Here is a 26935-nt window from a genome sequence, read left to right on the forward strand (position 1 = left end):
TGGCTAGAAATTACCGGCGTTTACGGTCTAAATATTCAAAAAACTTCAGTTTTTAGGAGTACCCTTTTGATTTGATATTTTTATATGATAGAGCGTATGATTTTCCGGATTTCCCTTAAATCGTATCTGCTGTTTTTGTACGGTATTAGTAAAGGAAAGAATGGAATGTTTAACAGCAGGACTCTTAAAAAGAGCTTCTGAAATAACAATCTCATTCGGAAGCGCAGTATTTTTTATATCAGCGGCAGTATTGACAGTCAAACCGACATAATTAAGCCGGTTATTCAACGTTGCCACCAGCGCGGAACCACTGTGCAAGCCCATTTTCATTTCCAGTTGTTCGTTTATCGACTTATTTTGAGAATGCTTCATCAACTGACGCAGCGCTTTCACCGCAGCTTGGAAAGCCTTACCGGAGTCGATAAAAGACGCCACAACAACATCATCGCTTTTCATAACCGGTACGCCGCAGCACTTTTCAATCGTACCAAAAAGAATCTTCACATACTCTTTTATCAATGAAAATGCTTTTTTATTGCCTAATGAAGCATAAAGTTTCGTCGAGTTCGTAATCTCCGCAAAGAGAATCGTTATATTTTTCAATGGAAGCGATTGATCACCGATAAGCACTTCGGAACTCATCAATTTACGATATAAATTATTTTGAATGATCTCAACACCCCGTACTGCATCGGGTGTATCCCATGTCCGATACTGCCCGTTCCGGATATTTTTACCGATTTCAGCGATATAATTCAATCTAAACAGGGGATCAATCATCTTACAACGCGGATGAATTGAAAAGCATGCTTCGACATTGGTGTCGAGCATATTATCAAAGGCTTTATTGCAAACCGTACAAAAATTTTGAGACGAAGCACGATGAAGAGACGGCGCCTCATACGCGACATTTCCGCATGTGGGGCAATGATAAATCCAGTCTAATATAAAAAATCCGTCGTAAACGCCTTGAATAAAAATATCCAATATATCTTCACGCGATATACCAAAGGCTTTACCGATTTCATAAAGAGGAATATGAAAAAGCAAACGCTCCGATACATTCATCAAAAAAGCTGCAATCTTATCAGCTTCTTTTTGCTTCCCTTTACAGCGTAATTTCATGCTCATAAGCTCTCCTTCCGATAAAAAACTCCATAATGAAAAGCAAGAGAAGTACGGAAAAACATGGCAGGTGGTGCGAAATAGTTTTATTTAACGCACCATACTAAACAGCCGGCTTTTAAAATAGTTATAAAAAATTTTAACAAATATTTGACAAATCGTTTTTTTCCATGTTATAGTAGATAAAGAATCGGTGGTATTACCACACACTGATGTTATATATATGAGATTACATGAAAAAGAAAAAAAAAGCAACTGCCAAAAGTAATAAAGAACGCTTTATTGAACAGATGGAAACGCTGCTGTTGATGCACCTTATCCTTCCGGGAGAGCAGCTACCGCCCGAACGGGAATTGGCACAGCAGATGGGCGTCTCTCGGCCGGTGATTCACGAAGGCCTTTTGGAACTGGGGGCGCGAGGACTTATTTCCATTCGCCCGCGGCATGGCTGGATTGTCAATAACTTTACGGAAGAAGGCGCACTGCCGCTGCTTTCAAGTCTCTATCGTTTTTCTGCGCCTCAGTCTGCCTCGCGTATCGATGCCGATTTGGAAGAAGTCCGCAGGATGATTTTGAAAAAATCGTTGCAGCAGTATTTTGATTCCGATACGGCGCAGCAGCAAGCGGATTCGCTGCTCATTGAGAAATTACATAAGATACACGGAGAAGAGCAAAAAAAGCTCGGCGCTGCCTTAAAGCCTGCCGAAATACGGCGGTTGACCGAATTGGATTTTCTTTTTTATCGCGCAATTATTGAGGCAGGCGGTAATATCGTTTTTCTCCTGCTTTTTAACTCGGCACGGGAAATCTATCATCAAAAACTGGAGCTGTTTTTTACTGAAAATATCGGGAGCATCCGGACAGCCGCAGCCTTAAAATCTCGGTTGATTACTTATATCTCGAACAATGAGCGGAATGAAGCGCTCACTTTATTGGAAGAAATGATTTCGACGAATGCATACATTAGACCTATTCACGCGAAAACTGACGGACAGAAAAATCCGCCGATTATGGAGGAGCATCATTATGAAGCAGTATCTTCAAAAGCTTGAGCGGAAGATAAAGGCACGGTATCCGCAGCTGAAGCTTTCGGCGGAATGGGACGGTCGCTCGGTGATACTGACCGGAGACGCTCCTACTGTTGAAGAACGGTACGCCGTCGGCGCTTTTTTTGCAAAAAGATGCAAACATCAGCGCGGATACAAGGGCTTGGTCAACGATATAACCGTCGCAGGAAAGGCTGAGCCGCCGATGCGGATACCGGAAGTGCGGGACAATCTTTTAGCGGGCAAGACATTCGATATCGTGATTATCGGCGCCGGTGTTGTCGGATGCGCAATCGCACGGGAGCTGTCCCGCTATGATTTAACAATCGCTGTTCTCGAAAAAGAGTGCGATTGCGCAATGCAGGCATCCTCCCGCAACGACGGTATGATCCATCCCGGCTTTGCAGACAGTCCTTCAAAGATAAAAGGCAAACTGAACACGCGCGGCAACCGTCTGTACCGCAAGCTCGACAAAGAACTCGGCTTTCAAACCGACTGGCCGGGCAGTTTTATGCTGTTTAACACTCCGTTTCTGAAACCTCTTGTGCCTTTTATGCACCGACGGGCAGCAAAAAACGGTGTTGACGGACGGATCGGTTATATGAATAAAAAAACGATACAAAACATGGAACCGAACCTGAGTACGGAATACTACGGCGGTTTTTGGATGCCCTATTCCGGCATTGCCTCGCCTTTTAAGGTAACAATCGCCTTTGCGGAAAATGCAGCGGCAAACGGGGTATCATTTTTCTTTGAAACCGCCATAATCGGCTTTGACAAAACAAACGAATTGATTTCGGCAGTGCGCACAAACCGCGGTACGCTGAACACCCGCCTCGTCATCAATGCAGCGGGCGTATGGTCGGATAAAATTGCGGAGTTTGCCGGAGACCGTTTCTTTTCCATTCATCCGCGAAAGGGTATGGATATCATCCTCGATAAAAAGAAAAAGGGAATGCAGCATACCATTATCGGAAAACCCAATCTCTTTAACTCTTCAAAACAGCATTCAAAAGGCGGCGGAATTATCCCTTGTATAGAAGGAAATATCCTCGTCGGGCCGACTGCGCATGAAGTATATGACCGCGAAGACTACGGTACCGATTCGGAGGACGAACACGCCTTGCTTGAGCAAATGGCTATGAATAAAACGCTTTCGCGGGGTGATGTCATCACGTATTACAGCGGTATCCGTGCCGCGACATGGGAGGAAGACTTTATTGTTGAAGCATCCGAAAAGGTACCCAACTTGATTCATGCGGCGGGCATTCAATCGCCGGGGTTTGCTTCCGCTCCGGCAATCGCAGAAGATATTGCAGCTCTTGCACTCCGGCGCTTTCCTGCCGTTCTCAAAGAAAAACCGGAGTTTATACCGCGCCGCGCTGCCCCCTGCGAAACTGCCTCTATGCACGATGCCGAGCGGCATACCCTTATCAAACGGGATCCGCTCTACGGGAAAATTATCTGCCGCTGCGAGCAAATCTCCGAGGGGGAGATACGGGATGCGGTACGGAGCTGCCGTGCGCTCGGCATGCAGAATATCAGCCTTGATGCGGTAAAACGCCGATGCCGAGCCGGAATGGGGCGCTGCCACGGCGGTTTTTGTACGCCGCGGGTAATGGAAATTATCAATAGGGAAGCCGGAATTCCGCTTGAGCGCATTACCAAAAAAGGCGGCTCGTCGTATATACTGAACAGCCCGCTGTCGGCAGGCGAAGGAAAGGCGGCATTATGAAACGTTTTTACGATATTATCGTGATTGGAGCAGGGCCTGCCGGTATGGCTGCCGCCCTTGCCGCCGCCGAAAAATCTCCCGAATGCAGCATCGCGCTCATCGAGCGGGAAGAGCATATCGGGGGCATTTTAAAGCAGTGCATTCACGACGGCTTCGGACTCATCCGGTTTAAGGAGCGGTTAACCGGTCCCGAATATGCGTGGCGGTACCGCGATATGCTCGCTCAAAAATCCAACATCGACATATATGTATCCACCTTTGTTATCCGTATCGAACGGAAAATCGGCGGCGGCTTTGATTTGACTTTTACCAATCCGCAGAACGGTATTTTTAACCTTTCCTGCACGGCGCTCATTTCCGCAACGGGCTGCAGAGAACGCACCGACCGGCAGGTATTTATCCACGGCGACCGGCCTTCGGGGGTATTCACCGCGGGGCAGGCGCAAGCCTTTATCAACCTAAAGGGATACCTTCCCGGCAAGCGGTTTGTCATTTTGGGCAGCGGCGACATCGGACTCATTATGGCGCGGCGGCTCACCCTCGAAACCGCACGCATCGGCGGCAGTGTAGAGGGCGTCTACGAAGTAAAAAGCGAACCGTCGGGGCTGACCCGCAATATCGTGCAATGCCTCGAAGACTACGGTATTCCGCTCCACCTTTCTACGACGGTGAGCGCCTTGCACGGGGCAGGACGCTTGGAGGGCGTAACCGTTACGCAGGTCGATAAGCAGATGCAGCCGCTCGCCGGTACGGATCGGTACATTCCCTGCGACACGCTCATTTTAAGCGTCGGGCTCATCCCCGAAAACGATATCCTCGACAGCCTTGCACCGAACATGGATGCACGGACAAAGGGACCGCAGGTTAATCAGTATATGGAAACAACCGTACCGGGGCTTTTCTCCTGCGGAAACGCCCTACACGTAAACGACCTCGTGGACTATGTTTCGGAGTCGGGCAGCATTGCGGGAGAACGGGCAGCTTTACTCTGCAGCGGAACGCCGTTTGAAGGAAATGCCGCCGAGGGCAGAAATCCGGCAACTGAATACTGCTCGCCGGAGCTTGCAAGGATTGAACCCTTCGCTACGGAAATGCAACCGGCTGCGCTACGCAAAAACTCTGCTGAAATTCCGATCAGCGCAGATAAAACGCTCTTGTATCAAACCCCCGCCCGCATCGCACCGGATGGAAAACCGGCGGTGTTGTACTTCCGCTCTGCAGCACAGCGGGAGCACGCCGTATTAACTATTACTGCGGAAACAAAAACAGACTCAACAATTCTCTTCAAAAAAAACATACCGGTCGTTAAAACCGCCGGAGATGGAGCGAATTATAATGGAGACTGCATCGATACCGGCATATACGCAGCGCCTGTCCGTTTCGCTGACGAACGCAGAGCCGGCTTATCGGGCAAAGGAGGCGGAATGACCAAAAAGCTGATTTGTATTGCGTGTCCGCGCGGCTGTCATTTAACCGTGACAACTGGCGATACACCGGATACAATGGAAGTAAGCGGAAACAGCTGTCCTAAAGGAGTTGTCTACGGCAAACAGGAAGCGCTGTGTCCTATGAGAACGCTCACTACTACCGTTGCCTGTCAGTCGGCTCGGCATAATGGAGAAACGACAGGATTCGGTGCGCCTGAGTTTATTCGCCTGCCGGTAAAAACCGGATGCGAAATTCCGCTTGAGGAGATGAAATCTATGATAGAAAAAATCCGCAGTATTACCGCCTCCGCGCCGGTGCGGTACGGCGACTGTCTTGCGCAGCTTACCGCTGAAAACGGGACGAAAATACCGATACTCGCCTGTGCAAGTACGGAGGCTGAATGATTATGACCAACCAATCGACGATTATCTCAATTGACTGCGGGACCCAGAGCTTGCGTGTTATCATCTTTGGAGAGGATGGTTCGGTGCTCGCAAAGAAACAGATTATGTATAAACCGTGCGTCAGTCCGCGGCCGGGATGGGCGGAACAAGACCCTGAAGTGTGGTGGGGCGCACTCTGCACGGGGGTAACTGCGCTTAAAACCGGCCATCCGGATTTACTCGCCCGCGCAAAAGGCATCGGGATAACCGCCCAGAGGGACACGGTTATCCTCATCGGGAAAGGCGGAAACGTATTGCGCCCTGCAATCACATGGCTCGATACCCGAAAGGCACGCGGCCGGTATCATCCGAATTTCATTATGAAGGCTGCGTTAAAAGCAGTCGATTACTACGAAAAAATCATGCATTCCCAAAGCGACGGTCAGTGCAACTGGATACAGGAGAATGAACCCGAAATTTGGAAGAAGACATGGCGGGTACTGATGGTATCGGGCTATCTGCAATACCGGCTTACGGGAATTGCTGCCGATTCGCCTTCTTCGCTGGTCGGACACATTCCCTTTGATCATAAAAAACAAAAGTGGGCATCCCCCGGACACATCACGGCAAAGATATTTCCGATAGACGATGATAAAAAATGCAGCGTTGTGCAAAGCGGGAAAGAGATCGGACGAGTTTCGGCACAAGGAGCGCTGGAAACGGGGCTACCCGCCGGTATACCGGTTATCGCCTGCGGCAGTGATAAGGCATGTGAAACGCTCGGTATGGGATGCCTCGATGCGAAAACGGCCTCTCTCAGTTTCGGCACAACGGCGACGGTAGAAATATGCACCGACCGCTACACGGAACCTATTCGCTTTCTACCTGCATACAGCGCCGCCTATCCAGGGCGTTGGGTACCGGAAATCGAAATATTCCGCGGCTACTGGATGATCAGCTGGTTTAAGGACGAGCTCGGCTATGAAGAACGAGCAAAGGCGACGGCAACCGGTATTATTCCGGAGCAAATTATGGATCGCCTCCTCGACTCCTCACCACCCGGCTGCTACGGACTGATGCTGCAACCGTATTGGGGAGCAAGCCTTAAAGACCATTACGCAAAAGGCTCGATGATCGGGTTCGGCGACGTACACGGACGGCACGCAATATACCGCGCAATCGTCGAGGGGCTCGCCTACTCACTGCGGGAAGGGTTGGAGCAACTGCAACGGCAAAGCGGGGTTCCCGTACAAAGGGTTGCCGTTTCGGGCGGCGCCTCGCAGAGCGACCGTATCTGCGGCATCACGGCGGATATTTTAAACAAACCGCTTGTCCGCGGTGCGACAACGGAAACTTCCGCACTGGGCGCCGCGATCTTAACGGCGTACGGAACGGGGTGTTATTCCAGTATCGAAGAAAGCGCCAAAAATATGGTTCATATCACGCAGGAATTCATCCCCTCACCGGATAACCGCGAATTATATGATGAACTCTATAAAATATACACGCAGATATATCCTATCCTCAAGCACGTATATAAACGGATACGGGAAGTAACCGGTTATCCGTCATGAGGGCATCTCTAAAAACATGGTTAGATTTTTAGAGATGCCCGACGAGTTTTGAGATAAGTCTTTGTTTTGTAATGACTTATCTCAAAACATCGCAGTTAAATCTAAGGAAACTGTCCAAAAACTGAAGTTTTTGGACAGACTCGTAATAGGAGATAAATATGGCAGAACGTAAGGTATACAAGAATTTTAAACCGGAGTGGGAGCAAGTTCCCCCGCCACCGGCTTCATTCCGTTCGATTTTAAAATGGGGAGACCCAAATGAATTTAAGGAACCGAATGAAAGGCTCTTTACCTTTATGAAAGGTGAGCTCGGCTTAACCGATGCCGATTTTCAGCGGAAGGGCGCCGACGGACATGAAGCGGTACCCGACACATTAGCGACACCGCCGCTTGAACCGGAGCATGTCGCGTTCTTTGAATCCGTGTGCGGTAAGGACAATGTAAGTACCAAGGGATACAACCGGCTTTCCGTAGCTTACGGCAAAACCATGTACGACCTCTACCGGCTGCGGGAAAACATCACCGAAAATGCTCCGCGGGCAGTGCTCTATCCTTCAAGTCATGAAGAAATCGTGCAGATTGTCGAATACTGCCAAAAGCAGCACATCCCCCTCTATGTATACGGCGGCGGCTCTTCCGTTACCCGCGGCGTGGAAGCGTTTAAGGGCGGCATTAGCCTTGATATGCGGCGAAACTTTAACAAGGTGATTAACTTTAACGAAACCGATCAAACCATCACGGTTGAGGCGGGAATGTCCGGACCTCAACTCGAAAAAATCTTGAGCGAAGCGAAAACCCGTTTCGGCGCACGGCACGCATACACCTGCGGACACTTTCCTCAGTCGTTCGAATACTCTTCCGTCGGCGGCTGGACGGTAACGCGGGGCGCCGGTCAGAACTCAACCTATTACGGCAATATTCACAATATCGTGATGGGGCAGACTTATGTTACCCCCGCCGGCGTGATAAAAAGCTACGGACTACCCGCCCACGCCGTCGGCCCGGATATCGATGAGCTGATGATGGGGTCGGAAGGAGCGTTCGGCGTACTGACGCATGTAACGCTGAAAATTTCCCGCTTAACTGCGGAGAACCGCCGGTATTTCAGCTTTATGTTTAAGGACTGGCAAAGCGGACGCGACGCCGCGCGGGAAATTATGCAAGCCGAAGCAGGCTATCCTTCCGTATTCCGCCTATCCGACCCGGAAGAAACCGATGCGATGATGAAGCTCTACGGCGTGGAAGGCACCCCGCTCGAAAGTTTGATGAACCTCCGCGGATATAAAGCGCATGACCGCTGTATGTTCTTGGGCTGGACTGAAGGTGAACGAGGCTTTTCTTCAAACCTCTTCCGCATCGTAAAAAAAATCAGCAAAGCGTATGGCGGACTGTACCTCACCGGCTATCCCGCGCACAAATGGGAAGAAGGCCGCTTTACCGACCCCTATTTACGGGAATCGCTGCAGGACTACGGCATTATCATCGACACGATGGAATGCTCCGTTACATGGGAGATGATGGGCAGGGTGCATGAAAAGGTACGCGCTTTTGCAAAATCCCGCCCGAACACGGTCTGTATGACCCACCTTTCCCATGCGTATGAGCAGGGAGCCAACCTCTATTTTATCTTCATCGGGAAATTCCGCGATAAAGAAGAATATGCAGAATATCAGTTCGGTATCTTTGATAATATCATGGAACAGGGAGCTGCGATGAGCCACCACCACGGTGTCGGCAAGATGACTGCGGCGTGGGTGGAACAATCGATCGGCACGGATAGGCTGAATATTTTCCGCGCGTTAAAAAAGCATTTTGACCCCGACAACATTATGAACCCGGGCGGCACCCTCGGCATCGACATGACCGAAGAGCAAAAGCGCAAGCCGAAGTTCTGCAGCAGAACATGGGATAATCCTGCGTATTAAAAGAACTGTTTAAAAACAAGCATTTTCCAAAAAAGCCGATTAAACCGTACAGTCTAATCGGCTTTCGTTTTTAATGCAATTCTTCAAACCCGTAGGCTTCTTCTTTCGTGTTAAAGAAATAGTTATAGGATTTGGAAGCCTCAACCGTAATTTCCTGTTTACTTGCACCGTAGGTTGTTGTAACGGAGCGAGACAGAACCCCCGGACGAGTTTTTGAAAAAGACGATTCGACGATATGCGTTCCGGGAGTAACATAGAATCCGGTTGAAAGTTTTTCAGTAAAAAATAGCGGACGCTCCCCGTCGACACTGCTGACGGTTATCTGCTGAGCTGCGCTCGCCAACATACCGGTTACCGAACTTGTTTTACCGATATACACTTTTACCGCATCGGGATGTTCATTCAGCCAATTTGTAACGCGCTTTTTATCCTTCTTTGTTTTAAAGATTGCAAATGCAAAATACGCAAGCAGCCCTATCGGGATAAGGATAAAATAATAGATATGTGAAAAACTTGTATTACTCATGATGGTGTCCATGTGTTTTCTCCTTTACGGTTGTCAATTTAGCCGGTTGTCAGTATTGTCCGTGCTGAGTTTGGTTACGGAATCTCTATTGATTCCCAAATCATCCAATAACTTCATAAACTGCGTAATACCGATTAATTCGCAGTCAATCAGTTCTTCATTTTCTCCCTGCCGGGTAAGATAGAGCGAACATTCCGTATCCCCGCCCGAACTAACGGTTCTTGCCCGTATCGCTGTAGCAGAAATCGAATAGGTATCGATTTTATTACCTTTTTTTATTGTCAATGTATCGCCGTCGGTTTCTATAACAATCATATTACCGATAATTACCAGCCAAATATAGCCGGCGAAAACCGCTAAAGCTATCAATAGCAACAATACGAAACTTTTAAGCCAAATTGATGCAATAAAAGTCACAAAGAGAGCGGCTCCCGCACCAAAAACAAGATTCACCAGTACTCTGTGCGGGCGTGTCTTATAGACATTGCTCATTTTTTCCTCCTATAAAACTTTCGGAATCGAAGGCACTATTATAATTGAGCCATTCACTTTGTCAACCCAGTCTAATTGCTGTTGCTATGATGATGACAATGCCGGGTACATATTGAAATTTCTTTCTATTCTATGGCATACTACGTTCCACAAGGAGGATACGATGGAATTTATACGCCAAGAAAATAGAATTTATGCGGAAAATGATGCCGGAAAAGTTATTGCCGAGGTTACATTCCCGCAGGAGAACAACTCGACGGTTTGCCTCGACCATACCTTTGTCGATAACTCTTTACGAGGGCAAGGCGTTGCCGGTAAACTCGTTAAAGAAGTCGTAGACTATGCTCAAAAGAACGGGAAGAAGATACGGCCTCAATGCTCGTATGCAGCCGATTGGTTCAATAAACATTCGGAATACGCGGATTTAGTTGCACATTAAAATTCAACGACACAGAGCGTTGCCGAGGACGGCGGGTATTAACCTCTCCGCACGAATAAAAAGATTGTTTAAGAAGTGATATGATAAATCATTTCCCTACAGAAAAAACCGATAAAAATTTTCAGTTTTTAGAGGTTCCTAGGAGACATCTATGAACATTGATAGAGATACAGCAGAAGCATTACTCAACCAATATGTTACCACTGAGCATATCATCGCGCATTCGTTCGCTGTTGAAGCTGTTATGCGAGCGCTCGCAAAACGGCTTTCGCCGGCGGATGAAGAACTGTGGGGTATTACAGGGTTGCTCCATGACTTGGATATGGACGTTTCCAACTGGCAGGAACACCCTGAACGGCACGGTCCCGTAACAGTTGAACTATTAAAAAAACAGAATTTCGGCTGCGAGGAAATGTACAGCGCTATTATCGCTCATAATCCCGATACGGGCGCCGTACCGCAAACGCTTTTCGAAAAAGCGCTCTTTGCAGCCGACCCTATTACCGGATTTATTACTGCCGTTGCACTTGTTTATCCCGATAAAAAAATTACGAGCGTTAAGGTTAAATCCATCGTCAAGAAAATGAAAGCAACCGGATTTGCAGCCGGCGCCGACAGAGGCGCAATGATGTCAATAGAAAATATCGGGATACCGTTTCAGGAATTTGCAGAACTATCGCTTGCCGCAATGTGCGGGATCGCCGATAAGCTCGGACTTTAACATAGGTATGCGCTGCTCGCTTTTGTTGAAGCTTTTCAATCCTACAGACAGTAAGTCTATCTGATGTATATATTCTATGGCTAAGTTTAAACGGCAATCGAAATCTGTCCGCAAAGCGGAGATACAAGAAGCTGCAAAAAAAGTATTTTTAGAGAAAGGCTTCCGCTATACGACAATGGAAGATGTGGTTAAACACACGACGCTTTCCAAGGGGGGCGTATACCAATATTATAAAACGACAAAGGCAATCCTTTTTGATATTATGCAAAACGGAAACTATTTCCGGTATGAACGAACCGAAAAGATTGTGCGGGAATCGGCAGGAACCGAATCGCTTGCCGAGGTTATGACAGATGCTTGTATGGCGAAGCTCTTTGATGAAGTACCCGAAAAAAAACTCTACTTGATGTTTTTAGCGGAAATTCCTTATGACCGCGATTATGAAATGCTGTATTTTCAATTGGAAAAACAAGCTTTTGAACTATTTATAAAAACGTTACACTACCCGCCCCAACAAGAATTAGAAATTATGAATATCATCCGGCAGCAAGAATATTTTCTGCTTAAAATTTTTCACGGTATGCTGGTAATGCATGAATTATTCAGCGATAAGGACGTATTTAATCAAAATAAAGAAAAAATCCGTACAATGATTCTTATCGCAATGCAGAACTTTTTTGATCGGCATCAAGATTTGTTCAACCATATTAACCGATGATGCGTTTACCTTGAAGGATGAAATAATATATGATACTGATTAATTTTATACTTGCAATGCTGCCGATTTTCTGGCTTATTATTTCTTTAAGCAAGCTCAAGATGAGCAGTTGTAAGGCTTGCGGTATTGCCTTGCTGATAACGGCGATTTTGGCGGCGCTGTATTGGAAACTACCTCCCCTGCATATCTCGTCCTCTATGCTCGAAGGCGCGACGTATGCTCTCTGGCCTATCTGTTTGATTATTGTTGCCGCTCTTTTTACATACAATTTAACGATACATACCGGCGCTATGGAAAAGATCAAAGGAATGCTGATCGGTATTTCCGATGATAAAAGAATACTGATGCTGATTATCGGCTGGGGGTTCGGTAATTTTATGGAAGGTATGGCAGGGTTCGGTACTGCGGTTGCTATTCCCGCATCGATTCTTGCCGGAATAGGGCTTAATCCCATCAATGCGGTAACGGCTTGTCTTGTTGCAAATACGACACCGACTGCGTTCGGCTCGGCAGGAGTGCCGACAGCGACGCTTGCCTCCATCACGGGGTTGGACTTGCAGCAGCTTGCTGCAAATGCCGCGCTTATACAGGTTGTTCACGCCTTTCTTTCACCATTTCTTATAGTGGTAATCTGCGGCGGAGGAATAAAGGCATTAAAAGGTGTATGGCATGTTACGTTGGTAGCGTCGGTGTCGTTTGTTGTTCCCTATCTTCTTTTTGCACAGTTGTTAGGTCCCGAACTTCCGACTATTGTCGGTTCAATCTGTTCGATGCTCTGCGTAATCCTTTCAGCAAAATTCGGCAAAAAAAACGGTAATGGAGATTGTGACGCCGCAAAAATCGAATCGGAATATTCGGTACAAACTGCTGCGTCGGCTACAACAACACCGGCGGCTCATATCGGCTTTGCCGAAGGCATGAGAGCATGGGCGCCCTTTATGCTTATCTTTATATTGTTAATTCTTACCTCAAAGCTCTGTCCTCCCGTGCATAACGCCATCAAGAATTTCAAACATTCGTTCATGATTTATAAGGGAGAAGGTGGCAAGCCGCTCACGTTCAGCTGGATAAATACTCCGGGAGTGATGATATTCATTGCGGCTATCTGCGGTGGGCTTATTCAAAAGGCTTCGTTATCCGAAATGGCCTGTGTGTTAGGCTTTACCCTAAAGAAATATTGGAGAACCTTTGTAACGATCTGCAGTGTTTTGGCAACTGCCAAGGTGATGATATATAGCGGAATGATCTCCGATATTGCACACTCTGCTGTTGTCGCAACCGGCCCCGTGTACCCCTTTGTCGCACCGCTTATCGGTGTATTGGGCGCGTTTGTAACAGGATCGGGCACCTCTACTAACGTCCTCTTCGGGAATTTGCAGCTGGAAACCGCCCTTTCGCTTAATCTGGATCCGTATTGGATTACTGCAGCAAATGTAATGGGAGCCGGTATCGGCAAGATGGTATGCCCGCAGAATATTGCAATCGGCGCAGGAGCTATCGGTATTACCGGTTCCGACAGCAAAATTCTCGCGGCGGTGTTTAAATATTTTATTACGTATGCACTGCTTGCCGGAGTAATCTGTTTTACCGGCTCGTTACTGATGTGAACCGCTGCATATTCCCATTGAGCAATTTTACTTAGAATATAACGCAACTCCGGGCAAGGGATCGGGCTGTGCAAAACGAATACATTTAAACGGATGGATATTAACCGCGTTTACATACCAGCCTTTAATGTCGCTTAAATCGATAACATTGATTGCAGGGACGTGAGAAAGCGGGATAATAACCGACGAATCTAACAGCAACTGCTCCGCTTTTGCAAGATATTCAAATCTTGTTTTACGATTTTGCTCCGCCGATGCTTTCTTGATAAAATTTTCGTAATCGGTATTATGCCAACCTGAATCATTTAAAGTTGAATCAGACCTGAATAATTCCAGAAAAGCGAGCGGATCTGCAAAGTCGCCAATCCACGAAATAACGGCTAAATGATAATCGTCCGTTTTTAACCGGTCATAGTATTCTTCAAAAGGAACGGTTGTGATTTCCGTTACAATTCCTATTTTTTCCCATGCGGTTTTCAACAATGCCGCCTGTTCGGTGTAGAATGCTGTTTCCGGCAGAAGAATTTTTACCGGTTTTGTCGTCTCTGATTGCAGCAGATTTTTTAAAAGCTTTTCCGCTTTTGCCGTATCCTGTTTATCAATACCCGGTACTGTCGGGTATCCCGTGAGAGGAAATACCAGCGTCTTAGCAGGAATTAAATAATCCTTGCGCAATTCGGTATAAGGGAGTGCAGCAAGTAGCGCTTCTCTGAGCGTTTGATTATTGCATGGCGCTGTATTTGTTTTAAAATAGAAGAATTCGGTTGCAAACATCGGCGTAATGTGGATGGTATATGCCGCCGCTACTTTATTTAAATTGACTGACCCGCAAAGCCAGTGAACAGTTCCTTGATTAAATGCTTCCGTCATTTTATCGGCATCTTCATCTAAGAGTATGCTGATTGCAGGGAGTCGTACCGATTCGGAATCCCAATAAGTGGGATTTTTTATGAGACGGATTTTTTCGGCGGTAAAACTTTCTATTTTAAAAGGACCGCTCGCGATCGGTTTAAAAGCTTCGGAAGGCTTCACAAATGAACTCTTTCCCGCATAACGGGTTATCTCTTTGAGCTGTGAAGGATGTACTGCCGAAAATGCATGATGACAGAGTATATTGGCTAATTGCTCTGCCGGATATATAAGCGAGATTTTTAATGAAGTATCGGATTCCGCACATAAGCCGATAGCCGACATATCGGAACTTTTTCCGGTACGATATTCTTTTACTCCTTTAACGCAATCTAAAAGTGAGGCATAAGGTAAATCAAGCTTAGGGTTTAACAAATTGATAAATGAATCGCATACTACTTGAGCGGTGATAGGATCGCCGTTTTCAAATGTGAGTTTATCCCGCAGAGTAAACGTCCACGTTAAACCGTCTGCACTGATCTTCCAATCCTTTGCTAACCCGGCGACCGGCTGTAACGTATAAGGATCGTAAGTGCATAGTCCCTCATACAAACCGGTCAAGATTTGAGCCTCATTTGCATTATATGCAGCATGAGGATGCAAATTCGGAATACCGGTGGTAACCGAAACAATAAATTCGTTTTGAGGATACGTTTCACTTTCTGCGCATGCAACAAATGGAAATATACACAAAACAAAAAACAATACCAGATTTTTTTTATTCATGAATCAATCCAAGTTCTTTCATATTTAAATATTCTTCAACGCTCGCATTGTATTCCGCTCTGCATTGATTTGCTTTTATAACTGCGTTTCGAATTGTGGTCAATTCTATTTTTATCCCTTTCATTTTTGAGCGTAGTATAACGTCAGTGGATTTATAATAATCATCCAATCCGCCGAGGGTTTTTAAATATCCATTGCATATAACGATGTATTTGTTTAAGAGTTCAAGTAATTGTTCATTGTTCATGCCGGTTAAACGCTGCTGTAAGTCGGAGGTACCCGATGCAAGAACTCTAAAAATACGAATTGTTTTTGCTAAATTATCAGTAAAATCTTCCAGTACGATTATTTCTTTTTTTTGCAAATTGCTGATAGGGTCTTTAATCAATATGGTAATTTCATGTTTTCTTTCTTCCATATTGAATGCACGTCTCAAAGCTTCTAAAAACTTGGTAAAAATCGTCGTACGCGATTTATATACTACTTCTTGATTAGCCATAAGTTTGGTGAGACAAGTGTCGAAATGATTACCGGTGGTGCCGAGGATGCGCAGTCCCGTTATAAGCACCGGCCGCATATTTTCTTGTTTATTGGTTTTTACATTTTCTTTTTGCGTTACATTCAAATGGCGCAATACTTCTTGTTGCAGATGTGCCGAATCGGAACCGTAATCTTCTTTAATGACTTCCATCACAAGCTCATGATAGAAGGGAAGTTTTTCATCATTTGCGGCAATAGTCTTTTTTAGAGTTTTTAATAATTTAATCGGGCTTACGATATCCGCTTGCGTAACCGTTAAATCGGGTGGTAAGTTTTTTCTGATTGTTAGCTTATATTCTTCACGGTGTAAACGGGCAAGTTGACGGAGTGTTTTATTGATCTCCGTGTCGAGCTTTGCAAGGTGTCCAAGTGAATCGCGTAAAAGTCCGCCGGTCAGCGTATCGGAGACGGAGTGGAGCGATTTACAAATCTCGGCAAGTGCACGAGTATTCGCAAGCGTTGAATTTTCGTTGAGCGCTGACCACTGGAAAGTTTTATTCAATGCGAGCATGGATGCAATACGCTGCGGCGTCAGGAATGAACAGTTAAATTGATAGGAGTTCGTTAAAAAATCGAGCATCGTTTGATACTGTGCCAATCTGGAACCGACGATAGCAGCTCGCTCACCGTCTGCAAAAGCTTCATTGCTGGGAACTTTTATTTCAGTCATACGGCTGTCGTATTTATACGGATCGTCATAGACCAAGCCCTTTTTCAATAAATTGCTGCGGAGAATTTTTACCACACTGCCGAGCGCTGCATAATTTTGCTGCAACTGAGGAAGTAAATGTTTGTTAAACTCTTCCCGTTGTATAGCTATGTGATGTTCTAACACTTCAGAAAAATTTTTCGTAGATTCCATATCACCATTATCGGCACTTTAAAAAAAATTTTTATAACAAACCTGTTCGGAAACTTCCGTTTCTGAACAGGTTACCTTGAAATGCAATGTTCTCGCATCGTACTATTTGTGCGGTGCGTGAACTCGTAGACCTATTCGAAAACGAAAGTTTCAGAATAGGTTTATTACATACTGATCTTTCCCATCACGACAAACTTCTTTGCTCCCGTCGCAGACGGGACGTTATTCGGATTACCGCAGAGCGCTTCGTTTGCAAGTACGGCAAAGGCAGATGCTTCTTTTGAATCGCTGTTTTTACCGATATCCTCGTTGGTCAGCACGGAACATTGAGGCAACAGCCGCCGTAGATGCGCTAAAATAATGGGATTTCTGCTGCCGCCTCCACCGACTATCAGCTTTTGCGGTATCGGCAATCCGAATGTATTAAGCGAATACGCGATTGAATATGCAGTATAATAGGTTGCCGTCCTTACAATTGTTTCCGGCGGCAGCTGCAATGATGTACCTTTATCATACAACTCTTGTATAAACACTTCGGAATAATGTTCTCTGCCGGTGGTCTTTGGCGGTTTTAATTGCAAATAAGGATCCGTTTTAAGAAAGTCGAGCAAGGTTGAATCAACGGCACCGGCGGCGGCACATTTGCCGTCTTCGTCATAATTTTGTGTACCGCCGCTCATAAGCCGCATCAAGCCGTCTATCAGCATATTACCCGGACCGGTATCAAAAGCGATGATGCCGTCCATATCGGCATCGGCAGGCAAAAGCGTGATATTGCCGATACCGCCGATATTCTGCAAGCCGATTACCGTACCGGGTTCCCGATATAATAGATACTCGGTAAACGGAACGAGCGGCGCCCCTGCACCACCCGCCGCGACGTCCCTGACGCGGAAATCGGCAACGGTAACACATCCGGTTCTTTCCGCGATAACGGCTGCTTCACCGATTTGCAGCGTACTTTTAATATTCTTGCCGAAATATAACCGTTCATTTGGGGCATGAAAAACCGTATGTCCGTGCGAACCGATAAAATCAACCATGCTTATATCGACCTTTGCCTTTTTACATACGGCAAAGCAGGCTTCCGCAAACAGTTCCCCAAGATAAACATTCATTGCGCTTAATTCTTCGCTGCCGCCAAAAGAACCGGAAGCAAGCGCCAATAGCCGCTGCCGTACTTCTTGCGGATAAGGCACGGTTAGAAATGCCCGCTCCGCAATGCGCGTACCGATACCACAGCCGGTAATGGTCAGCAGCGCCGCATCAATACCGTCAACGGACGTTCCGCTCATAAGCCCAATCGCCGTTTTTTCTTTTTTCCCGCTTATAAAATCCAACTGTTTCATATATTGTTCCCGAAGGCAACCGCTTGTAAATATTTTAAGCGGTTGTATTCCTTTTGTGCAAAATTTCATAGGTATAAGGTGAGCGTCTACAATGACGCCGCTCACCTTAACCGTCAAGTTTTCTTTCGAAAACTTGCGTATTGATGTGTGCGTTTTTCGCGCACGAATGCAACAGTTTCCAAAATTCATATTTTGTTCAACTGTTGCATTTTAAGGAAATAAAATTTCGCACACTTTGTCTAAGTTACTCGCGGTCTTTTTGGAAAAATTTAAAAAACGGCTTTTTCTGTTTTTTTTCGGTATCCGTTTTTTGTATTAAATGCTTGACGTTTTCCATTACCTTGCTCACGATCGGCTGATCGGATAAATCAACCAAAAAGAATGACAAAGTACCGGTAGCAGAGAACACCGGCATACACACGATATGTGTATCTTGCTGTACGGCAGTATGCGTATGTGAAGCATTCTGAATTGCTTCTTTAATACTAATGGCAGGCGCAATGTCGGAAAGCGCATCGCCTTGTTTACATCCCGTTTTCTCATGTGCTTTAGCAGAAAAATTAAGGATACTTCCGGTCAGACTTACAACCAGAAGCGGACGATCGATTATCAGCAAGAGTTCATCAACAAGACCGTTTAATCCCGCAATCTTTAAACTTTTTTGTGCGGTAATTTGATACGCATCGCTAAGCGCTTCCTGCAGCGTAATGCCTAAGTTGCCCAATTTTTTTGCACGAGAATCCGACAATACGCCGTTCAGCTGAATAGCCTTTGCAACCATTAAAAAGTCGTTTTCTTTTCTCTTTGCATAGACAAACATTGCAATTAATAAACAAAGTTCTATCCCTGCTCCGATAAATCCAAAAAACAGCACGAGTTCCGAATCACTTTTAAGCGAACTCTGCATTCCGACTTTATATCCCCAAATTGCAGTTGCTAAAATAAGTGCAAACGAAAAAAGCACCGCACCGATCAATTTCTTTTTTCCGATAATAATCATAGAGACATTCCTACCTATAGGATATTTTAGATATTTCTAAATTCCGCAATCTTTTCAAGACTGCCAAACACAAAGAGTTTATCGCCTGTTTGTAATTCAAGATTATCATCCGGTTCATACATCGCTTCGCGGTTCAAAGGATTGCCAACCGTATCGATATCGAGTTCAAGGCGGACAACCATAATTAAGGTTAGATTGAATTTTTCTTTGATCGCAACCTGCGACAGTGTTTTCCCAATAAAAAACTTCGGTACTTTTACTTCACAGATTCCATATCCTTCGATAACCGAAAGCGAATTAAGCGCTTCGGGGTTAATCAATTCATTCGCGATACGGGAGGCAGATTCTTCTTCAATCTTTAATACTCTACTAGCTCCAACCCGCTTCAACACAATCGCATGTAACGGAGAAACCGCCCGCGCTACAATATAGGGAATTTCCCGCTCTTTCAGTAACGTTGTGGTTAAGATGCTTGCTTCCTTATTATCACCGATTGCAACAATGGCAACATCGATATCGTCGAGCGGAGCCTTTCTGAGTGCGTTTTCGTCGGTAGTGTCGATCACCATTGCCGCCGGAACAATTTTTTTTACCCGATCGACAGCCTGCGCATCATGATCAAATGCAACAACCGAACCGCCTCCCTCAGCAAGCATTTCACAAATTCGAATACCGAATTCACCTAATCCGATAACAGCAAAATTTTGTTGTACATCCATCGTATTCTCCTTTTAGAGATTCCCTCTACATCAATGGCGCAATAGCTTTAAGAACAATGCCGGAAGCTTTAACCGTCCATTTTTCATTCCGGACTGTTTCAGCCGTTACTGCACGGCACTGTTTTAATACGGATTGATAATCCGTTTCAATATCTTCAATACAGTCGACACCGTATAAATACGTAGCGCATTCAAAATGATGATATAAACTTCGGTAATCCAAATTGATGGTACCGACAACGGCTTCTCGATCATCACATACAAAAACTTTCGCATGAACAAAGCCCGGCGTATATTCGTAAATCTTCACTCCCGAAGAAGCCAACAATGAAGCGTAATGCGTTTTTGCCAATGAATATGGAGCTTTTTTATCGGGTATGCCCGGTAGAATCAGCGTAACATCCACACCGCGCTCCGCAGCAAACTTCAACATCGTTTCCATTTCTCCGTCTAAGATAAGATAGGGCGACATAATATGCACATATCGGTGCGCTCTGTTGAGGATATCCATATACACGCATTCGCCGACTTTGTTTTCATCGGTGGGACCATCTCCGAAAGGAATAACAAAACCGGCTGCGGAAACCGGCAAGGCTTTGACAGGAACTTCCAAATACTCATTAAAATTCCATTCTTTTTCGTGCAGGCTCCACAGCTGCAAAAACATCAATGTAAAACTCTTAACTGCGGCGCCCTGCAGCATGACGGCAGCATCCTTCCAATATCCGTATTTATTAACAACGTTGATATACTCATCCGCTAAATTAACGCCGCCGTTAAACGCAACCTGACCGTCAATAACCAGAATTTTACGGTGATCTCGATAATTATAGCGCGTTGAAAGAAAAGGGGTAAGCCGCCCGAATATCTTACATTTAATACCCAACTTTTTCAGGCGCTCAGGATAGTCATGCGTCAATGTAGAAAATTCGCAGGTTCCATCGTACATAATTCGAACATCTACACCCTCTTTTGCCTTTTCTGCTAATATTTCCAAAACGCTTCCCCACATCACACCTTCTTCTATAATAAAATATTCCAAAAAAATAAAATGCTTTGCCTGTTTCAGTTGAATAAGCAGTTCTTTCCATTTAGCTTTTCCTGAAGGAAAATACGTTACTTCAGTTTGATTAAAAACCGGATGACACCCTGTATGACGCATATAATGAGCGAGCGCTGCCACGCCCTTATCTTGTACCGACAGCGCCTCTACAACCTGCGGATCTTGCGGAATACTATCGTGAGTCAGCGCAAGAAGATTATTCAGACGCTTCCGTGCAAGACGATTTCCAAGATCACTTTGGGTATACCAAAACAATAAAGCTCCGAATGCCGGAAGCAGCATAATGATAACCAGCCATGTAATCTTTGCGGTAGGGTCGATATCCGAATTGAGTAAATACAACACCATCGAAACGATGAATAAAGACTGCACGAAAGAATAGTAAGGAAATATTTCTTTAAACCGATACGGAATGCTGAATAAAATATATGCCTGTAAGCCCAATAAGACAAGGAACACTCCTAAACGGCTAAACAACGCGCGTACAAGCCCCTTGTGTCCTTTTTTGAGTAAATATAAATATTTACGTTTCCGCTGTTTCTTTTCTTTCGTATTACCCTCACTTATGGAAATGTTTTAAATGCGCTCCCCTAGCCAATCGAAATAGCGCCGTACGGATATTCTACGGTGTCGCTGTGTTCTTTTTTTCCGGCAGCGGTGAGAATGGTAAGCGGCCCTACCCTGCCGATGAACATAAGAAAGATCAGTATCATTTTACCGGCAACACTGAACTGCGCCGTTAGACCGGTAGAAAGCCCAACTGTTGCAAAGGCGGAAACCGTTTCAAACGCCATCGGTAAAAACGGCAGCGATTCGGTTACCGTCAATACGAATATGGCAGCGGACACAATCGTCAAACCGAAACCGAGAATAAGAAAAGCTTTTTTTACCTGTTCATCGGGTATCGACATTTTTTTAATAACCACCGTCTTATCGTTTTTCAGGAATGAGCGAAAAAAAGCAAAGACCACCGCAACGGTGTTCAACTTAATACCGCCTGCCGTGCTGCCCGAAGCGCCGCCGACAAACATCACGAAGATCATCATCAGTAGTGTTGCATTGGTCAGCGAAGCAAAGGACACCGTTGAAAAGCCCGCAGTCCGCAATGTAACCGCCTGAAAGAAAGCGCCGAGATATTGTTCGCCAAGTGAAAAATCCTTCATGGCATGGGTATACTCCAACAGATAAAACGCTGCAAAAGAGATAAACAGCGCCCCTGCCGTCATTGCAAGCACGATCTGCGTATTGAGCGGAAGAAAGAACTGGATTTTTTTCTTTCTGATCGCATTGTGCGCTTCGGTTCTTATTTTACGTACCGTATCGTACATGACTGCAAAACCGATACCGCCGAGGATAATCGTAAAGCTGATCGTTAAGCTGATAATAGGATCGCCGGTAAAAGATTCAAGATTGTTCGAAAAGAGCGCAAAACCGGCATTACAAAATGCCGATACCGCATGGAACGCTGCAAAACCGAGCGTTTCGACAGACACCCCCATGGTACGAGAAAATCCGAGAAATAAAAAACCGGCGCTAACTGCTTCAACCAAAAATGTAGAACCCACAATGACGCGAAGCGCTTTAAACAATCCCGACATATCATCTTCGCTGACCATATACGAAACGGTCAGCTTTTCAGCAATGGATAATTTACGTCTAAACGCAAGCATCCCGAAAAACGAAAACACCATAATACCGAGTCCGCCAATCTGAATAAGCGCCATAAGGATAATCTTGCCGACCGTTGTTAATTCCGTTGCAATATTGATAACGCTCAAACCGGTAACGCACACTGCAGAAGTTGCAGTAAATAAGGCGGACAAAAAATCAAGATGGTTGGCGCCGGGGGTTGCGGCGGGCAGCATCAGTAAAAAGGCGCCGGTGATGATAACCATGAAAAACGAAATAAGCAACGTTCCGGCAGGGTTCAGCATCACCCGTTCTGTTCCACCCGCACTGTCCGCCGTATTTTTGATGATTTTACCGAACAAGAAAATATTTTTTACGAGTGCAAATATCAAAATCAGTTCCGGCGACGTAGAAATAAAACCGATCTTTATTTTAAAGAAAATAAAAACCGCGCAAAAAAGAAGTGTTGTCAAACACAGTATTGCATGTTTTTGAAAATACTGCTGAAAGTATTTTTCCTGCCTCATCGGCAAAAACGTTTCTGCAATAATAAGAAGTAAAATGACGGCATCAACTGTGTGAATAACGATAGTAGCGGCAAGAGAAGCATAGAACTGCTGTAAAAACAGCACTGCTAAACTGAGTATAAAGGCAACGCCCGAAAGATTAGCGCGGAGCTTTATTCCAATAGTATTCATGTCAATCCAATCCTTTTTCCTATTTTCATATCTTGAGTATCGATAGCTCAACGCTTTTAATATTTAGCAGCTATTCCGTTATTTTATCTCCCAATCCATATAACGTCAACGTGTGCGTATATTCGGGACAGGGATTCAGCATGAAAAAAATTCTTGAGAGATAACAGTGAAACAGGAGGTTTTCTAATAGAGCAGGTGCGGATTTTTGAATGTTTTTAGGACAAAGAAATTCAAAAATCCGCACTTTTTTAATAAGGACAGGGATTCAGCTGTGAAAAAAACAACGAAAGACCGGAATATATCAGAAAAGCGTGAAAAAAGAGGGTTGTGAATGGCCTTTGAGCGAAGCGAAAGTGCCTGAACGCCCCCTTTTTTCACACGTGCTGTCACATAAAACGATGTTTTTCTTTTATTTTTCTTTCATGCTGAATCCCTGGTACAACATCGTTTAGGCTTGACATTCTCTGCAAAAACCTTATAGTAAATAGATATGCGGTACAAAGTAAATGCAATTAGGTCTCGGGTACTTGACAAAAATAATAATGCTTCAATAATTTACGCACTTACGCACTTACGCACTTACGCACTTACGCACTTACGCACTTACGCACTTACGCACTTACGCACTTACGCACTTACGCACTTACGCACTTACGCACTTACGCACTTACGCACTGCTCTGCCTCGTTTTATGTGCCCCTCTTTATGCGCAAGAAGTACCGCTCTGGGTTTTAAGCAAAGACGTATACTTTCCATCTGACACCTATCTTAGCGCGCTCGGCGTAGGAGATACCAATCAAGCATCGCGCGAAGATGCAATCTCACAACTCACTCTCTATTTTGATTCAACAATAACCGTAAACAACACAACAAACGCTTCCATAAAAGAAACACGCGATTCCGTAGACAAAACGCGGAGGCTTTCATCCGAAATTTCCGTTTTTTCGGAAGCTGAATTGCCGCCGCTTTCATTCACGGAATCGTTCTTCCATGCAAAGAACGGGAAATGGTATACGTGCGCTTCTATCAATAAAAAAGAAGCTGCAAAAATGTATGCGGCGGAACTGCAAACCGGCATTAAAAATGTTCAACTTACGCTCAAAAATCTCCAAACATCATCTTCCTTTACGAAATTTGTCGATCTTTCAAAAACGCTCAAAGAGCTGAATGCGTTGCAAAAGACGGCGGAAAAATTAACCGTTTTGGATTTTGCAAACGGTGAAAGACTGCACTCTTCAATTATTACGCTGAAAAATGACTGTATAACACAAAGACAAGCGTTAAAGGAACGGATGAAATTTTCCATTCGGATTGAAAATGATTGTGATGATGCCGTTACAATCGCTTTGCAGGAAATCCTTGAAAACGAAGGTTTTATCTACGACCCTGACGGCGCATTGTGCCTGAGCGGAAGTATTAAAACCGCTATAACCGAGAACGATGCCGGTGTTTTTGTAACGCCCCGTTTGTCGCTTAAAATTATCGATACAAAAAACGGCGGAAAATCGCTCGCGTCTTATGCAAAAGCATATAAAAGATGGGGGCACATCAATGTGGAAGGCGCGAAGAAAAAAGCCTTTGTTGAAGTTGAAAAAGATCTGCGTGCACACTTTATGGAAATTTTTCGGTAATTGTAATTGCAATGAAGGGTAAGAATTTTCAAAGAGGCATCCGCAGTTTTTTTATATTTAATTTACTTATTATATGGAGGAAAAAATGAGTAAAAATTTTATCAAAACGGTTTTGGTGTTATCGGCAGGTTTAATGCTGATAGCAGGATGTGCTTCTACAGGTGCGGCAACGACACAAAATGTGCTGCCTCAGGCTTCCGGTAATGCCCGCAATCTCAAATTTGAGATTATCGATTGGCAAGGCGCTTCTTTCGGAGCGGAAATCCCCGAATGGGCGCAAATTGTTCTAACGGATAAGGAACAGCTTGACCGCATCGCAGCAGCGCCCACGTATAAAGATTTAGCGGTACGGACGGCTTCGGCGCAGGGTAGGGATATTGACCTGTTAAAACGGTGGGTCCAAAACGACATTGCCGCAGCGGTTACCCGTGAAATTGCGCAAACAATTACAGTTAAATCCGGCCAAGGAATGAGCGGAAATAAGGACAGCGATAAAGACGCGCAAAAATTACTGCAGGATGTGATGGGTGTTTTTTCGTCCGTTACTTTAAACGGGCTGGAAAAAAAGCCGCGAATTTTGGGTTGGACGGCGCGACAAAGGGACTGGGAAGGAAAGCTATGAATATGTTGCCGTGTATGTTATCAATAAAGAAGATTTACAACTGCAAATAGACCGCGCACTGGGTAAGGTCGCCGCAAAAACCGAAAAAGAGAAGGCGATGTTAACCGATATTAAAGCTGCAATACAAAACTCTGTTGATAAAGTTCAGCATATCGATTTCGGCGAACAATAAAAAAGGAAACGGGAAGTATACTATGAAAAAATTAATTATTTTTATCAGTCTGCTTTTGTGTGCCGGTTTTGCCTTTGCCGCAGATGTGCAGACTGCATTAAAAGAAACAGCGGAACAGTTTTCCGCTTCGCTTAAACCGAAAAGCGTTGTTGCGATTATCGGTATCCATTCAGAAAGCCCGGTATTAAGCGACTTTATGCTTGATGAACTGACACTGCGGTTAGTGCAGCTTAAAAAGCTCACCATTGCCGACCGTGCAAACTTGGAAGCGATAAAGAAAGAGATGAGTTTTCAGCTTTCGGGAGAAGTCGGCGACGAATCCATTCAGCAGTTAGGCGCCAAGATCGGTGCGGAAACGGTTATACAAGGTACGCTAAAACAACTGGGTAAAAGCGCTCGGTATACGTTGACCATCCGCGCATTAGATGTTACGACAGCCGCCGTTACCGATATGTACCGCGCAGCCGTAGAATTGAATGAGATTGAAGCATCGATGCTGGGAGTAAAAGCAGTAAACAAAACAAACGCGCCATACAGCGTAGGAAGTGTCGGGTTTCAAAACCTTTTATTCGGGCTCGGTTCATATAGAACCGGCCATCCCGGCGACGGCGCGGCATTGACTGTCGGACACATTGTCGGCTGGGGATGTCTCTTTGCGGGTATTGGTCTATGGACCGCCGGAGATTCAGCAATGGCAAGCTTGCGCAGAGAGAGCGAGCAGGCTGACCAGCAGGCTGATCGAAACCGCCCTCCTTCTGGTTGGTCTTATTTGGATGGAACTAGTTACGAGGATTATAAAAATAAGCAAGAGCAGTGGCAAGAAGCGAGAGATAGGCGAAAAAACGACGAAGCTACCAGACAAGCCTCTATAAATCGTCAAATTTCGACAGGTGTAATACTTTTGTCGGTAGGTGTCATCGTAGAAGTTGGTTCCTTTATTTACGGTTTTGTAGCGCCGGCTGTGCATCTTAAACGTGCCCGTGCGAATGCGCTTGCTGCTAACGACACCGGCGTCAAGTTTAATATTGCCTATACTTCGTCGGGGGACATAGCGCCGCAGCTTTCGTATAAGATCAGGTATTAGACCTGCTCCGATAACTGTGATGCCGAACAGGTTGGTGGATTGATAAATATCGTTTTTGCCGATAAGATAATGGCAAGGCAGACGTATCAGTTTTTGAAAATATACAGTACATCTCTGCACTGCGTCATTAAAAGTGTACATGAAGGTATACTTTTAATGACCAGTTTCGCATAAGTGCGAACCGCTGCTGTTGGTTAGTACTGTCGGCATTC

The 26935-nt window shown here is 45.2% G+C and carries 22 protein-coding genes and 2 pseudogenes; 14 read left to right on the forward strand and 10 right to left on the reverse strand.

Annotated elements, in window-relative coordinates; genetic code table 11:
* Positions 1–45: 45 nt before the first annotated feature.
* On the reverse strand, positions 46–1131 hold the full coding sequence (locus GWP40_RS07910) for an adenylate/guanylate cyclase domain-containing protein (RefSeq protein ID WP_212564887.1): 1086 nt from the start codon (positions 1129–1131) through the stop codon (positions 46–48).
* 227 nt (positions 1132–1358) lie between these two features.
* On the opposite strand from GWP40_RS07910, the gene GWP40_RS07915 reads away from it, so the two are divergent.
* The 6 genes and pseudogenes from GWP40_RS07915 (at position 1359) to GWP40_RS07940 (ending at position 9216) form a co-directional block, all read left to right on the forward strand.
* Positions 1359–2177 (forward strand): FadR/GntR family transcriptional regulator, encoded by an 819-nt coding sequence (locus GWP40_RS07915; RefSeq protein ID WP_212564888.1) that lies wholly within the window; start codon positions 1359–1361, stop codon positions 2175–2177.
* Positions 2152–3906 carry an NAD(P)/FAD-dependent oxidoreductase gene (locus tag GWP40_RS07920; protein ID WP_212564889.1) on the forward strand — a complete coding sequence of 585 codons (1755 nt, stop codon included), beginning with the start codon at positions 2152–2154 and terminating at the stop codon, positions 3904–3906. The genes GWP40_RS07915 and GWP40_RS07920 overlap by 26 nt, the downstream gene beginning before the upstream one ends.
* Positions 3903–5334 (forward strand): annotated as a pseudogene (locus tag GWP40_RS07925) (NAD(P)/FAD-dependent oxidoreductase). The gene GWP40_RS07920 and the pseudogene GWP40_RS07925 overlap by 4 nt, the downstream one beginning before the upstream one ends.
* A gap of 110 nt (positions 5335–5444) precedes the next feature.
* Positions 5445–5738 (forward strand): annotated as a pseudogene (locus tag GWP40_RS12850) (DUF1667 domain-containing protein); the annotation flags it as partial.
* Entirely contained in the window at positions 5735–7291 is a 1557-nt protein-coding gene (locus tag GWP40_RS07935; RefSeq protein ID WP_212564891.1) for an FGGY-family carbohydrate kinase, read from the forward strand. The pseudogene GWP40_RS12850 and the gene GWP40_RS07935, both read left to right, overlap by 4 nt.
* A gap of 158 nt (positions 7292–7449) precedes the next feature.
* Positions 7450–9216 (forward strand): FAD-binding oxidoreductase, encoded by a 1767-nt coding sequence (locus tag GWP40_RS07940; RefSeq protein WP_212564892.1) that lies wholly within the window; start codon positions 7450–7452, stop codon positions 9214–9216.
* A gap of 70 nt (positions 9217–9286) precedes the next feature.
* Here the strand turns inward: GWP40_RS07940 and GWP40_RS07945 are convergent, their stop codons facing one another.
* Both GWP40_RS07945 and GWP40_RS07950 read right to left on the reverse strand, forming a co-directional pair.
* Positions 9287–9754 (reverse strand): hypothetical protein, encoded by a 468-nt coding sequence (locus tag GWP40_RS07945; protein ID WP_212564893.1) that lies wholly within the window; start codon positions 9752–9754, stop codon positions 9287–9289.
* 21 nt (positions 9755–9775) lie between these two features.
* Positions 9776–10234 (reverse strand): hypothetical protein, encoded by a 459-nt coding sequence (locus GWP40_RS07950; RefSeq protein ID WP_212564894.1) that lies wholly within the window; start codon positions 10232–10234, stop codon positions 9776–9778.
* A 112-nt stretch (positions 10235–10346) separates the two neighbouring features.
* Between GWP40_RS07950 and GWP40_RS07955 the strand changes: the two genes are divergently transcribed.
* From GWP40_RS07955 to GWP40_RS07970, 4 genes are all read left to right on the forward strand, one after another.
* Positions 10347–10673 (forward strand): GNAT family N-acetyltransferase, encoded by a 327-nt coding sequence (locus tag GWP40_RS07955; protein ID WP_414162741.1) that lies wholly within the window; start codon positions 10347–10349, stop codon positions 10671–10673.
* Positions 10674–10824: 151 nt separating this feature from the next.
* On the forward strand, positions 10825–11394 hold the full coding sequence (locus GWP40_RS07960; RefSeq protein WP_212564896.1) for an HD domain-containing protein: 570 nt from the start codon (positions 10825–10827) through the stop codon (positions 11392–11394).
* 76 nt (positions 11395–11470) lie between these two features.
* Positions 11471–12112, forward strand: coding sequence for a TetR/AcrR family transcriptional regulator (locus GWP40_RS07965; protein WP_212564897.1), 642 nt, complete (start codon positions 11471–11473; stop codon positions 12110–12112).
* A gap of 29 nt (positions 12113–12141) precedes the next feature.
* Complete coding sequence (locus GWP40_RS07970) at positions 12142–13719, forward strand: L-lactate permease (RefSeq protein ID WP_212564898.1); 1578 nt, start codon at positions 12142–12144, stop codon at positions 13717–13719.
* A 27-nt stretch (positions 13720–13746) separates the two neighbouring features.
* Here the strand turns inward: GWP40_RS07970 and GWP40_RS07975 are convergent, their stop codons facing one another.
* The 7 genes from GWP40_RS07975 to GWP40_RS08005 all read right to left on the reverse strand — a co-directional run bounded on the left by GWP40_RS07975 (position 13747) and on the right by GWP40_RS08005 (position 23214).
* The gene (locus tag GWP40_RS07975) at positions 13747–15354 is read right to left on the reverse strand and encodes a peptide ABC transporter substrate-binding protein (RefSeq protein WP_212564899.1); all 1608 of its coding nucleotides are present in this window, start codon (positions 15352–15354) and stop codon (positions 13747–13749) included.
* Positions 15347–16756, reverse strand: a complete 1410-nt coding sequence (locus GWP40_RS07980; protein ID WP_212564900.1) for a TP0584 family protein — start codon at positions 16754–16756, stop codon at positions 15347–15349. Before GWP40_RS07980 ends, GWP40_RS07975 begins: the two co-directional genes overlap by 8 nt.
* A gap of 164 nt (positions 16757–16920) precedes the next feature.
* Complete coding sequence (locus GWP40_RS07985) at positions 16921–18105, reverse strand: anhydro-N-acetylmuramic acid kinase (RefSeq protein ID WP_212564901.1); 1185 nt, start codon at positions 18103–18105, stop codon at positions 16921–16923.
* Between the two features lie 244 nt (positions 18106–18349).
* The gene (locus GWP40_RS07990; protein WP_212564902.1) at positions 18350–19105 is read right to left on the reverse strand and encodes a hypothetical protein; all 756 of its coding nucleotides are present in this window, start codon (positions 19103–19105) and stop codon (positions 18350–18352) included.
* A 26-nt stretch (positions 19106–19131) separates the two neighbouring features.
* Positions 19132–19824 (reverse strand): potassium channel family protein, encoded by a 693-nt coding sequence (locus tag GWP40_RS07995; protein WP_016523934.1) that lies wholly within the window; start codon positions 19822–19824, stop codon positions 19132–19134.
* 25 nt (positions 19825–19849) lie between these two features.
* On the reverse strand, positions 19850–21364 hold the full coding sequence (gene cls / locus GWP40_RS08000) for a cardiolipin synthase (RefSeq protein ID WP_212564903.1): 1515 nt from the start codon (positions 21362–21364) through the stop codon (positions 19850–19852).
* A gap of 113 nt (positions 21365–21477) precedes the next feature.
* Positions 21478–23214, reverse strand: a complete 1737-nt coding sequence (locus GWP40_RS08005; RefSeq protein WP_212564904.1) for a TrkH family potassium uptake protein — start codon at positions 23212–23214, stop codon at positions 21478–21480.
* Between the two features lie 956 nt (positions 23215–24170).
* On the opposite strand from GWP40_RS08005, the gene GWP40_RS08010 reads away from it, so the two are divergent.
* The 4 genes from GWP40_RS08010 (at position 24171) to GWP40_RS08025 (ending at position 26723) form a co-directional block, all read left to right on the forward strand.
* Positions 24171–24845: a hypothetical protein gene (locus GWP40_RS08010; RefSeq protein ID WP_212564905.1), complete on the forward strand. Its 675-nt coding sequence runs from the start codon at positions 24171–24173 to the stop codon at positions 24843–24845.
* A gap of 85 nt (positions 24846–24930) precedes the next feature.
* Positions 24931–25467: a hypothetical protein gene (locus GWP40_RS08015; RefSeq protein ID WP_212564906.1), complete on the forward strand. Its 537-nt coding sequence runs from the start codon at positions 24931–24933 to the stop codon at positions 25465–25467.
* A gap of 10 nt (positions 25468–25477) precedes the next feature.
* Positions 25478–25639 (forward strand): hypothetical protein, encoded by a 162-nt coding sequence (locus GWP40_RS08020; RefSeq protein ID WP_212564907.1) that lies wholly within the window; start codon positions 25478–25480, stop codon positions 25637–25639.
* Between the two features lie 22 nt (positions 25640–25661).
* Positions 25662–26723, forward strand: coding sequence for a hypothetical protein (locus GWP40_RS08025; RefSeq protein ID WP_212564908.1), 1062 nt, complete (start codon positions 25662–25664; stop codon positions 26721–26723).
* Positions 26724–26935: the final 212 nt, after the last annotated feature.

The organism is Treponema vincentii, from assembly GCF_018336815.1.
GTDB lineage: Bacteria > Spirochaetota > Spirochaetia > Treponematales > Treponemataceae > Treponema.

What these genes read in the sequence shown, in the direction of transcription:
- GWP40_RS07910 (WP_212564887.1), bottom strand. Translation starts at nt 1,131, where the DNA reads ATGAGCATGAAATTACGCTGTAAAGGGAAGCAAAAAGAAGCTGATAAG.
- GWP40_RS07965 (WP_212564897.1), top strand. Translation starts at nt 11,471, where the DNA reads ATGGCTAAGTTTAAACGGCAATCGAAATCTGTCCGCAAAGCGGAGATA.
- GWP40_RS07935 (WP_212564891.1), top strand. Translation starts at nt 5,735, where the DNA reads ATGATTATGACCAACCAATCGACGATTATCTCAATTGACTGCGGGACC.
- GWP40_RS08005 (WP_212564904.1), bottom strand. Translation starts at nt 23,214, where the DNA reads ATGAATACTATTGGAATAAAGCTCCGCGCTAATCTTTCGGGCGTTGCC.
- GWP40_RS07990 (WP_212564902.1), bottom strand. Translation starts at nt 19,105, where the DNA reads ATGATTATTATCGGAAAAAAGAAATTGATCGGTGCGGTGCTTTTTTCG.
- GWP40_RS07960 (WP_212564896.1), top strand. Translation starts at nt 10,825, where the DNA reads ATGAACATTGATAGAGATACAGCAGAAGCATTACTCAACCAATATGTT.
- GWP40_RS07920 (WP_212564889.1), top strand. Translation starts at nt 2,152, where the DNA reads ATGAAGCAGTATCTTCAAAAGCTTGAGCGGAAGATAAAGGCACGGTAT.
- GWP40_RS07950 (WP_212564894.1), bottom strand. Translation starts at nt 10,234, where the DNA reads ATGAGCAATGTCTATAAGACACGCCCGCACAGAGTACTGGTGAATCTT.
- GWP40_RS07995 (WP_016523934.1), bottom strand. Translation starts at nt 19,824, where the DNA reads ATGGATGTACAACAAAATTTTGCTGTTATCGGATTAGGTGAATTCGGT.
- GWP40_RS07985 (WP_212564901.1), bottom strand. Translation starts at nt 18,105, where the DNA reads ATGAAACAGTTGGATTTTATAAGCGGGAAAAAAGAAAAAACGGCGATT.
- GWP40_RS08015 (WP_212564906.1), top strand. Translation starts at nt 24,931, where the DNA reads ATGAGTAAAAATTTTATCAAAACGGTTTTGGTGTTATCGGCAGGTTTA.
- GWP40_RS07915 (WP_212564888.1), top strand. Translation starts at nt 1,359, where the DNA reads ATGAAAAAGAAAAAAAAAGCAACTGCCAAAAGTAATAAAGAACGCTTT.
- GWP40_RS07980 (WP_212564900.1), bottom strand. Translation starts at nt 16,756, where the DNA reads ATGGAATCTACGAAAAATTTTTCTGAAGTGTTAGAACATCACATAGCT.
- GWP40_RS08025 (WP_212564908.1), top strand. Translation starts at nt 25,662, where the DNA reads ATGAAAAAATTAATTATTTTTATCAGTCTGCTTTTGTGTGCCGGTTTT.
- GWP40_RS07945 (WP_212564893.1), bottom strand. Translation starts at nt 9,754, where the DNA reads ATGGACACCATCATGAGTAATACAAGTTTTTCACATATCTATTATTTT.
- GWP40_RS07940 (WP_212564892.1), top strand. Translation starts at nt 7,450, where the DNA reads ATGGCAGAACGTAAGGTATACAAGAATTTTAAACCGGAGTGGGAGCAA.
- GWP40_RS07970 (WP_212564898.1), top strand. Translation starts at nt 12,142, where the DNA reads ATGATACTGATTAATTTTATACTTGCAATGCTGCCGATTTTCTGGCTT.
- GWP40_RS07975 (WP_212564899.1), bottom strand. Translation starts at nt 15,354, where the DNA reads ATGAATAAAAAAAATCTGGTATTGTTTTTTGTTTTGTGTATATTTCCA.